We start from the raw sequence: 8,120 nt of genomic DNA, 5'->3' as shown, positions 1-8,120 counted from the left end.
GGAGCCTCCGGCAAACCCGGTGCAGTTCATCTCCTAACTTGGTATCAACTTGATGAAATGTTTAGCTGGATGTCGAGGAGTAGATGGCTCATCAGTGCTTTGACCGAGGCCGCCATGGAAAATGACGTACAGCGAGCCAATAATAGACTGCTTGGTTGGGAGAATTTCCCTGAGCAAAACTAACGGCCCAGAGCCGCCGTTGGCTCACGAGCAACGTGCCGCGAAGCAGCTTCACAAAACAGCCATTCGTGCATTGCGCAGCATTTTCCCAACCCGAATGACGACAGTGCGGGACGAGACGGACGTTTGAGTTTCATGCACCACTGCCGACTATCCGACGGAAATTCACTACGTTCGTTTCTCCTCGGAGAACTGAGCGAACGTAGATTGACGCTAATTGGCCGAACAGTAAATGAGGCGATCTCAATCATTCTCTTTGCCTGGATTTAGCGCTTTTGACACCGCATGGAGAATGTCCGTGCGACTAACTGGTTTCATCAGTCGTATATCCGAGGGCCTGTATCCATTGCCATGCACTGTTGCCTCCGATGCATAACCGGACATGAAGATGCACGGAATATCCGGATCTATCGACCGAATCTCTTTTGCCAAAGCAGGCCCCTGAAGTGTTCCGGGCATAACGACGTCTGTCAGGAGAAGGTCAAACCGCCCGAACGATTTGAATTTTTGCAAACCCTCATCGCCGTTTGCTGCGGTTGTGACCGCATACCCGGCACCTTCCAAAACACGTTCTAAGATGCGGATGACACCTACCTCATCTTCTACAACGAGGACCTCAGCGCGTTCGCTTGCCGGATGAAGCTCCTCGGCAATCTCACTTTTTGGTTTCGGTGCAGGTTGCGTCGTGGCCTTGAAGTAGAGCGTGAATGTTGTCCCAACGCCAACTTCGGAATGAACGTGAATCGCGCCGCCGGATTGTTTGATGAAACCGTGCACCATCGAAAGCCCCAGGCCAGACCCTTGGCCAACGGGCTTGTCGGTGTAAAACGGTTCAAAGATTGCGTCGGTCTTGTCGGACGGGATGCCGTGACCGGTATCACTGATCGCCAGCATTACATAGCGACCCGGTGCGATATCCTCGTCTCGCTGATTGACGTATTCATCGCCAATCTTCATGTTTGCAGTCTCAATTGTCACCTTGCCACCTGCTGGCATCGCATCGCGCGCGTTCAGCAGGATATTGATGATCGCGTTCTCGACTGATGCGGCGTCTAGTTCAACATCCCAAACCCCGGTTTCAAGCGCGCTTTCGACATTGATCGTTTCAGGTAAAACCCGGGAGGCCCAGGTCATCGTCTTTTCAATGCTTTGGTTCAAATTCAAGCGCCTTGGCTCAAGATGGGCGCGCCGGGAAAAACTAAGCAGGTTTTTTGTCAGGTCTGCACCGAGCTTGGTTGCCTTGATCGCCTCTCCAATGAGGTCCCGCCAGTCGTCAGCCTGCCGGTTTTCAAGGCTCAGCTCCAGATTCCCAAGGATGATGGCCAGCAGGTTATTGAAATCATGCGCCACACCACCTGTAAGAGTGCCGAGCGCTTCGATCCGCTGCGACTGTCGCAAACGTATTTCGGCCTGGCGCAAATCTGTCAAATCTATACTGGCGCCGACATTTTCGACCACTTCACCGGTGTGATCAAAGACCGGCTCCTCGATTTCGCGAATAAACCTGATCTCTCCGTCCGGACGCACCGCACGATATTCAAAAACATGAGCCTCGCCAGAATTAGTTCTGCGGTTAGCGTCCAGGACGATATCATGATCATCACTGTGTACGTAGAAAAGTTCTGGATTCGGTCCCGCTGTTCTGGAGCGAAAATCATCGGGTGTCAGGCCAAAGTGTTCGGCATGCTGATCCGAACAAAATTCACAATTTCCAGTTTCCACACGAAACGAGTAGTGGCCAACGCCTGCAATGCGGACCGCAGTTCTCAGCCGCGCTTCGCTCTCGGCGACCTTGGCAGCCTGCCTGTCCTTCTCGGCGATCTCTTTATCCAGTAATGTTTCAAGGATTTGTTCTTTTTCACGTAGGGATTGCACGCTGGTATCGCGTTGATCTTTCAAACGTCCAAGGAGGATACCGATCGATATGAACAGCGCCGATCCGATGGCTGTTTGCGGCACTCCTCCCGTCAAACTGGAGGGCCCAAATTGTTCAAAATACGCGCGAACGACAAATGCCGCAGCCAAGCCCCCGGCAAGAAGTCCAGCACGCAGCCCACCCAAAGCGCCGGCAATGCCGACGCAGACGATAATGGTCAAAAACGGCACGGGAACGGCAATGCCGGTGTGCATGCTGGGCTCAACCAAAAGAATTGAAACAGCTGTAGGGAGAACCCAAATCAGTTTGATCAGCGCGGCATTATTCAGAGTGAGCTGTTGCTTCCAAGCCATTGTTTGTTCAGACTCCCGACCTCACCAAGTCACTTGTTAAAAGTCAAAAGTCAAAACAGAGTCGTGACGAACTGTGAGCTTCTATGGCACAAGGTGCAACGTGTCGGCAAAATTTGCAAATCTGATTACTTAAAAAAACATCGGCGAGCTATAAATGACTACGTTGGATACCTGCTGGTGCATTGGCAATCACGAAACCTTCGTTCTGGCCCAAATGAATTTCATTCCTGAAATCATTAGATTTTGAAAGGGCACGAACCTATGGCAAAGGCAGTTTGATCTTTTCACGCCCTTTGGCTGACAAATGTGAGATCTAGCATTCGAGGCGATGAGGAATCTCGGTGAGTTTGGTCAACAGTTGACCTTGCGGCAGCGCAGCCCCCCCCCCGTTGACAGGTTGCTTCAAAGTCGGATTCCACGGTCCTGACATGAGCGGCTTGGCGCTTGCAGCAAACGCCCGCATTCTACCTTTGGCTCACTATTTAAATATCGCCCGCCCCCCCGCCGCTAAACTATCGAGTTAAACACATCACCTGGCAAAACCGCCCCCCCTTGCAATCAGTGCAAATTCTGACATAAGCGCCGCCATCCGGTCGCAGCCTACCCGGACATCAAAACAAGGGCCCCAAAAATGAAAACCCTTGTCACCTGCTCAGGCGGACTCGATTCCGTGTCGCTTGCGCATATCACCGCCAATGAGCATCAGCTCACCCGGCTTGTCTCCTTTGACTATGGTCAACGCCACCGCAAGGAGGTCGACTTCGCTGAAGCCGCCGCCAAACGGCTGGGCGTGCCATTTCATCTGATCGACATGCGCGGCGTCGGTGCGTCTCTCTCCGGCTCAGCCTTGACCGACGACATCGACGTGCCTGACGGGCATTACGAAGAGGACACGATGCGCATCACTGTCGTGCCCAACCGCAATGCAATCATGCTCTCAATTGGCTTTGGCATCGCAGCAGCAAAGGGGGATGAGGCCGTGGCCACTGCGGTTCATGGCGGCGATCCCTATATCGATCCCGATTGTCGCCCCGCCTTTACGCGCGCTTTTGACGCGATGCAGCAGGCGGCACTCGATGGCTATGCCGAAGTGCGCCTGCACACGCCATTCGTCGAAAACAGCAAGGCCGATATCGTGCGCCAAGGCGCAAAGCATGGCACCCCCTTTGCCCAAACTTGGTCCTGCTACAAAGGCGGTCAGACCCATTGCGGACGCTGTGGGACTTGCGTTGAGCGGTCGCGAGGCGTTTCATCTCGCAGGGTTCAGCGATCCTACGGTCTATGCAGATCCGGACTATTGGACGCAGGCCCTGGCCACGCGGGGACAAAGCTGATGTTCCGCATTCGCAAGGAATTCCATTTCTCCGCGTCGCACCAATTGTCCCATCTCCCGGACGATCACCAATGCGCGCGGCTGCATGGGCACAATTACATTGTCGTGGTCGAACTGGCTGCCGAGACGCTGAACGCAAGTGGCTTCGTACGCGACTACCATGACCTCAAACCGCTCAAGACCTATGTCGACGATCATTTTGACCACCGGCACCTGAATGATGTCATGGAGGGACCTTCGACAGCCGAGAATATGGCCCGGCATTTTTACGACTGGTGCGTGGCGCGCTGGCCCGAAACCTGTGCAGTGCTGGTCAGCGAGACCCCCAAGACCTGGGCAGAGTACCGGCCATGACGCTGCGCATCGCCGAAATTTTTGGCCCAACCATTCAGGGAGAAGGCGCCTTGATTGGCGAACCGACTGTGTTTGTTCGCGCGGGTGGCTGTGACTATCGCTGCAGTTGGTGCGACAGCATGCACGCCGTGGACAGCCAATACCGCCACAGCTGGGCCCCCATGAGCTCGGATGCGGTTTGGGCACAGGTGCGTCACCTCTCTGGTGACAGGCCCTTGACGGTCTCATTGTCTGGCGGCAACCCGGCCATTCAGGACTTTGGGCCGCTGATCGCGAGGGGGCGCGCCGTCGGCTATCGCTTTGCTTGCGAGACGCAAGGCTCGATCGCCCGACCTTGGTTTGGCGACCTTGATACGCTGGTGCTCTCTCCCGAACCCACCATCAAGCGGTGAGACGGTAGACTGGGCGGCCTTTGGCGCCTGTCGCACGCTTGGGTCCAACGCGCGCCAGCAGGTTTTGAAGATCGTGATTTTTGACGAGACTGACTACCAATGGGCGCGAGAGGTCCATGCACGTCACAGCGACCTTGCGCTCTACCTTCAGCCTGGCAACACCGAGGTCGACCCTGCGATGCCGGTTGATCTGCACGCGCTGGCCGACCGCCTGCGCTGGCTCACTGACAAGGCGATGGCCGATGGCTGGTTCGCCCCCCGTATTCTGCCGCAACTCCATGTCCTAATTTGGGGCAATAAGCGTGGCGTCTGACCTGAAGGAGACCTCCATGTCTGAAGACATCTACAGCCATCTTAAGCAGCTTGGTGGCGAAACCCGCATCCCCACCACCCCCGAAGAGGCGGAACTGGAGCGCGTGCCCAACCCGCAGGCTGATGTGGCCTATAACGTGCGTTTCACAGCGCCGGAGTTCACCTCGCTCTGTCCGATGACCGGCCAGCCGGACTTTGCCCATCTGGTGATCGACTATGTGCCAGGGCCGTGGCTGATCGAGTCAAAGTCGCTCAAACTTTTCCTGACCTCCTTTCGCAACCACGGCGCTTTCCATGAGGATTGCACCATCTCCATCGCCCGACGCCTGGCTGAGTTCCTCGACCCACAATGGCTCCGGATTGGCGGCTACTGGTATCCGCGCGGGGGCATCCCGATCGACGTATTCTGGCAAACAGGGCCGTTGCCCGAAGGCGTATGGATCCCGGATCAAGGTGTCCCGCCCTACCGGGGTCGGGGCTAAAAGCCGCAAAAACTGGCCCTGTGTATAGCCGACATTGGCGCGCCTCGCAGCGAACTTCCGGTTTCCGACCTTCGTACCGAAATGTGCATGGTGCAGCAATTCGGACAGCTTCCACCTCCCATCCCGGTCGCGAACGGCCCTTTTCTGCCGTTCGTCACACTTACCGCCACTGCGGCGCGGCTTCCCCAAACCGGACGTCCATGCACTGCGCAGCATTTTATAATCAAACCGTCGGTGCATGGACGAAACCAACGATTGGCAGCAAGAGCCTTGTCCCGCACGTACCCTCGACATAACACAAGTCACTCACGAATTCGCTACCCACGTGTTCTTGATCATCACCTGAAAATCAGGTGGGTCGCGCCGGTCAGGGCTCCACCTTTAACCTTTGATTAATGCTTCTGAGGGAAACTTTTTTTGCCCTAACTCAGAGCCCAAAGGTTGATAATTATTTGCCGTTTTTTGAACAAAGTCGCTCTGTGCGCGGTTACACGCCCACGTTGATCACGATTCTGGCCGTTATCGGCCTATCGTATTTCGCCGTTCTTCAGAGAGAAACCATCAATGCCCAAACCGAACGTGACTATGTGCGCGCAAAGTTGCAGACCCAAGCTGCACAAATTGAAGGTCGGTTGAACGCTATAATTGGGGCGGCAAGCGGATTAGTCGCCACGCTATCTACCGAGCCAGACATGTCTCCACAGCGATATGGCTCACTTGCAAGGAATATTGTCTCATCAAGTACAGGAATCCGCAACATCGCTGCGGCTAGGGATCTGGTCGTTAACCTGGTTTATCCATTGGAAGGCAATGAATTTGTCCTTGGGTTGGACTACCGTTTGAATGATGAGCAGCGTGCCGCTGCCTTTCGCGCCCGTGACACCGGCACCTTCACCTTGGCAGGGCCTGTTGAACTAGTGCAGGGCGGAGAAGCACTCATAGGGCGGTTTCCAGTCTTCAGCGGAGGTTCCAGTCAGAGACAATTTTGGGGGATTATATCAGTTGTTGTTGATCTCACCAGCTTCTACGAAGAAACGGGTTTGACTGAGCTATCTTCCGACCTGGAAATTGTTTTGCTAGGTAAAGACGGACTAAGACTGGAAACAAACCCATTTTTTGGGTCTGCCGAAACCTTGAAATCCCAACCGGAAAGCATAAAAATAAGCTTCCTAAATGGATCCTGGGATATGTCGGCGCTTCCAATTGGCGGCTGGGGAAGCACTATTTCCGATGCCTGGATAAAGGTTAGCGCGACCCTAATCACTTTAATAATTTCATGCTTGACTGGTCTTGCAAACTTCATCGCATTGCAGCGTTCGGCAATAATTCACGAACTTCAGAAAAGAGAATTACAGCTTGAACAATCTCATTCAGAGATTGAGATGCATGCCCTCCACGATCACTTGACTGGACTACCCAACCGGCGATTTTTAGAGAGGCGACTTAATGAAAAGACATCGCCACCAATACACGGGTTGATGATTTTGGACCTGGACGGCTTCAAATCAGTCAACGATTTATTTGGCCATAAAGTTGGGGATAGTGTTTTGGTGGCTGTGACCCAGCGTCTTCAGAGAGCAGTTGGTCAGAAGGGCTTTCTCGCGCGCAGTGGAGGGGATGAGTTTGTCCTCCTTTGTGAAAGCGACGTGCCAGACAAGGACAATGGCCAGAACACTCTTGTGTCATCAAGTGAACGCCTTCAGGCAATGGCCGAGCGGCTTTTGGAGTGTTTGCAAGATCCGATAGTTGGCAATGACACCCCTATCCGAATGGGTATATCAATTGGGATTCGAAGTATCGAATCCAACGAGGAGTGGTCTGCCAGCAGTTGGTTGAAACAAGCGGATCGCGCAATGTATCAGTCAAAAAAGGAGGGTCGAGATCGGTTCACTTTCTACGATGACTTGGAACATCTTCCCGAAGCCTCGAAAGTGGTTCGAAATGATTTGCTCGACGCGATTGAACTCGGACAAATCTTACCTCACTACCAGCCGCAATTTGGGTCTGATGGAATAACTCTTATCGGCGTTGAGGCATTGGCCCGCTGGCTTCACCCCTCGGAAGGGTTGAAATCACCCAATGATTTTCTAAGCATTGCTGAGGAAATAAAGATTGATAGTGCCATCGACCTCTGCATCTTGGCCTCAAGCATCAATGACATAAGGGAATGGGACCGACTTCAGATCAAAGTTCCAAGTGTGTCTATAAACTTGTCGCTGCGAAGCCTGAACGATCCACGGTTTCTTGAAAACATCGACGCCCTTGATGCAGATCCATCGCGAACCTCGTTTGAGCTCTTGGAAACGATATTTCTGGATACCGCAAATCATATTCTTGAAGAAAACGTCGCTGGCTTGAAACGTCGAGGCTTCAGGGTTGAAGTGGATGATTTTGGTACAGGGCACTCATCTGTAACAAGCCTATTGAAGATGAAGCCCCACGGCTTCAAAATTGATCGTTCGCTTGTTCAAGCCGCGACAAACTCCCCGGAAAATTCGCGATTACTCGCTTCCATTGCAGAGGTTGGACACGCATTAGGTATAGAAATTTGCGCCGAGGGCATTGAGGATGAGCTGCAATTATCCAACGCGATGAGTATTGGATGCACTCGTTTCCAAGGGTATTTTCTGGGGCGCCCTATGCCCAGAGCTGCGATCATTGAGTTTTTGGAAGCGAGAGAATGCCCAACCCAGATACGTAAAGTTGGCTAGAGTGATTTGGACTGCTGCGCCGAACATAATTGCCAACACCTATGTCGGCTTTCCGAATCGTCGCTTCCGGAACTCGCACCCGCCGCGAACGTCCGCAATCCGCCTATTCTGTGGAAAAACAACGTGT

Annotated in this window: 5 protein-coding genes and 2 pseudogenes; 6 read left to right on the top strand and 1 reads right to left on the bottom strand. The window is 53.6% G+C overall.

All coding sequences use genetic code 11. The annotated features are described in order from the left end of the window. Positions 1–183, top strand: a 183-nt coding sequence (locus B4968_RS23895; RefSeq protein ID WP_206601136.1) for a hypothetical protein, incomplete at its 5' end; no start/stop codon positions are given. A 240-nt stretch (positions 184–423) separates the two neighbouring features. Here the strand turns inward: B4968_RS23895 and B4968_RS22325 are convergent. Beyond that, the gene (locus B4968_RS22325; RefSeq protein ID WP_083101378.1) at positions 424–2,409 is read right to left on the bottom strand and encodes a hybrid sensor histidine kinase/response regulator; all 1,986 of its coding nucleotides are present in this window, start codon (positions 2,407–2,409) and stop codon (positions 424–426) included. 631 nt (positions 2,410–3,040) lie between these two features. Between B4968_RS22325 and queC the strand changes: the two are divergent. The 5 genes and pseudogenes from queC to B4968_RS22300 all read left to right on the top strand — a co-directional run bounded on the left by queC (position 3,041) and on the right by B4968_RS22300 (position 7,993). After that, positions 3,041–3,743, top strand: a pseudogene (queC, locus tag B4968_RS22320) (7-cyano-7-deazaguanine synthase QueC). Then, positions 3,743–4,096, top strand: a complete 354-nt coding sequence (gene queD, locus B4968_RS22315; protein WP_083101377.1) for a 6-carboxytetrahydropterin synthase QueD — start codon at positions 3,743–3,745, stop codon at positions 4,094–4,096. The pseudogene queC and the gene queD overlap by 1 nt, the downstream one beginning before the upstream one ends. After that, a pseudogene (queE, locus tag B4968_RS22310) lies at positions 4,093–4,801 on the top strand (7-carboxy-7-deazaguanine synthase QueE). The gene queD and the pseudogene queE overlap by 4 nt, the downstream one beginning before the upstream one ends. A 16-nt stretch (positions 4,802–4,817) precedes the next feature. Beyond that, the gene (gene queF / locus B4968_RS22305; protein WP_083101376.1) at positions 4,818–5,282 is read left to right on the top strand and encodes a preQ(1) synthase; all 465 of its coding nucleotides are present in this window, start codon (positions 4,818–4,820) and stop codon (positions 5,280–5,282) included. Positions 5,283–5,734: 452 nt separating this feature from the next. Continuing rightward, complete coding sequence (locus B4968_RS22300; protein ID WP_161492648.1) at positions 5,735–7,993, top strand: putative bifunctional diguanylate cyclase/phosphodiesterase; 2,259 nt, start codon at positions 5,735–5,737, stop codon at positions 7,991–7,993. The last annotated feature ends 127 nt before the right edge of the window (positions 7,994–8,120 follow it).

This window comes from Pseudophaeobacter leonis, assembly GCF_002087335.1.
Lineage (GTDB): Bacteria > Pseudomonadota > Alphaproteobacteria > Rhodobacterales > Rhodobacteraceae > Pseudophaeobacter > Pseudophaeobacter leonis.
Note: the sequence above shows the minus strand (reverse complement) of the source record. Positions and strands in the feature narration are given on the sequence as shown.

Bases quoted from the DNA above. Each gene is read 5' to 3' on its own strand.
- B4968_RS22325 (WP_083101378.1), bottom strand. From the start codon at position 2,409: ATGGCTTGGAAGCAACAGCTCACTCTGAATAATGCCGCGCTGATCAAA.
- queD (WP_083101377.1), top strand. From the start codon at position 3,743: ATGTTCCGCATTCGCAAGGAATTCCATTTCTCCGCGTCGCACCAATTG.
- queF (WP_083101376.1), top strand. From the start codon at position 4,818: ATGTCTGAAGACATCTACAGCCATCTTAAGCAGCTTGGTGGCGAAACC.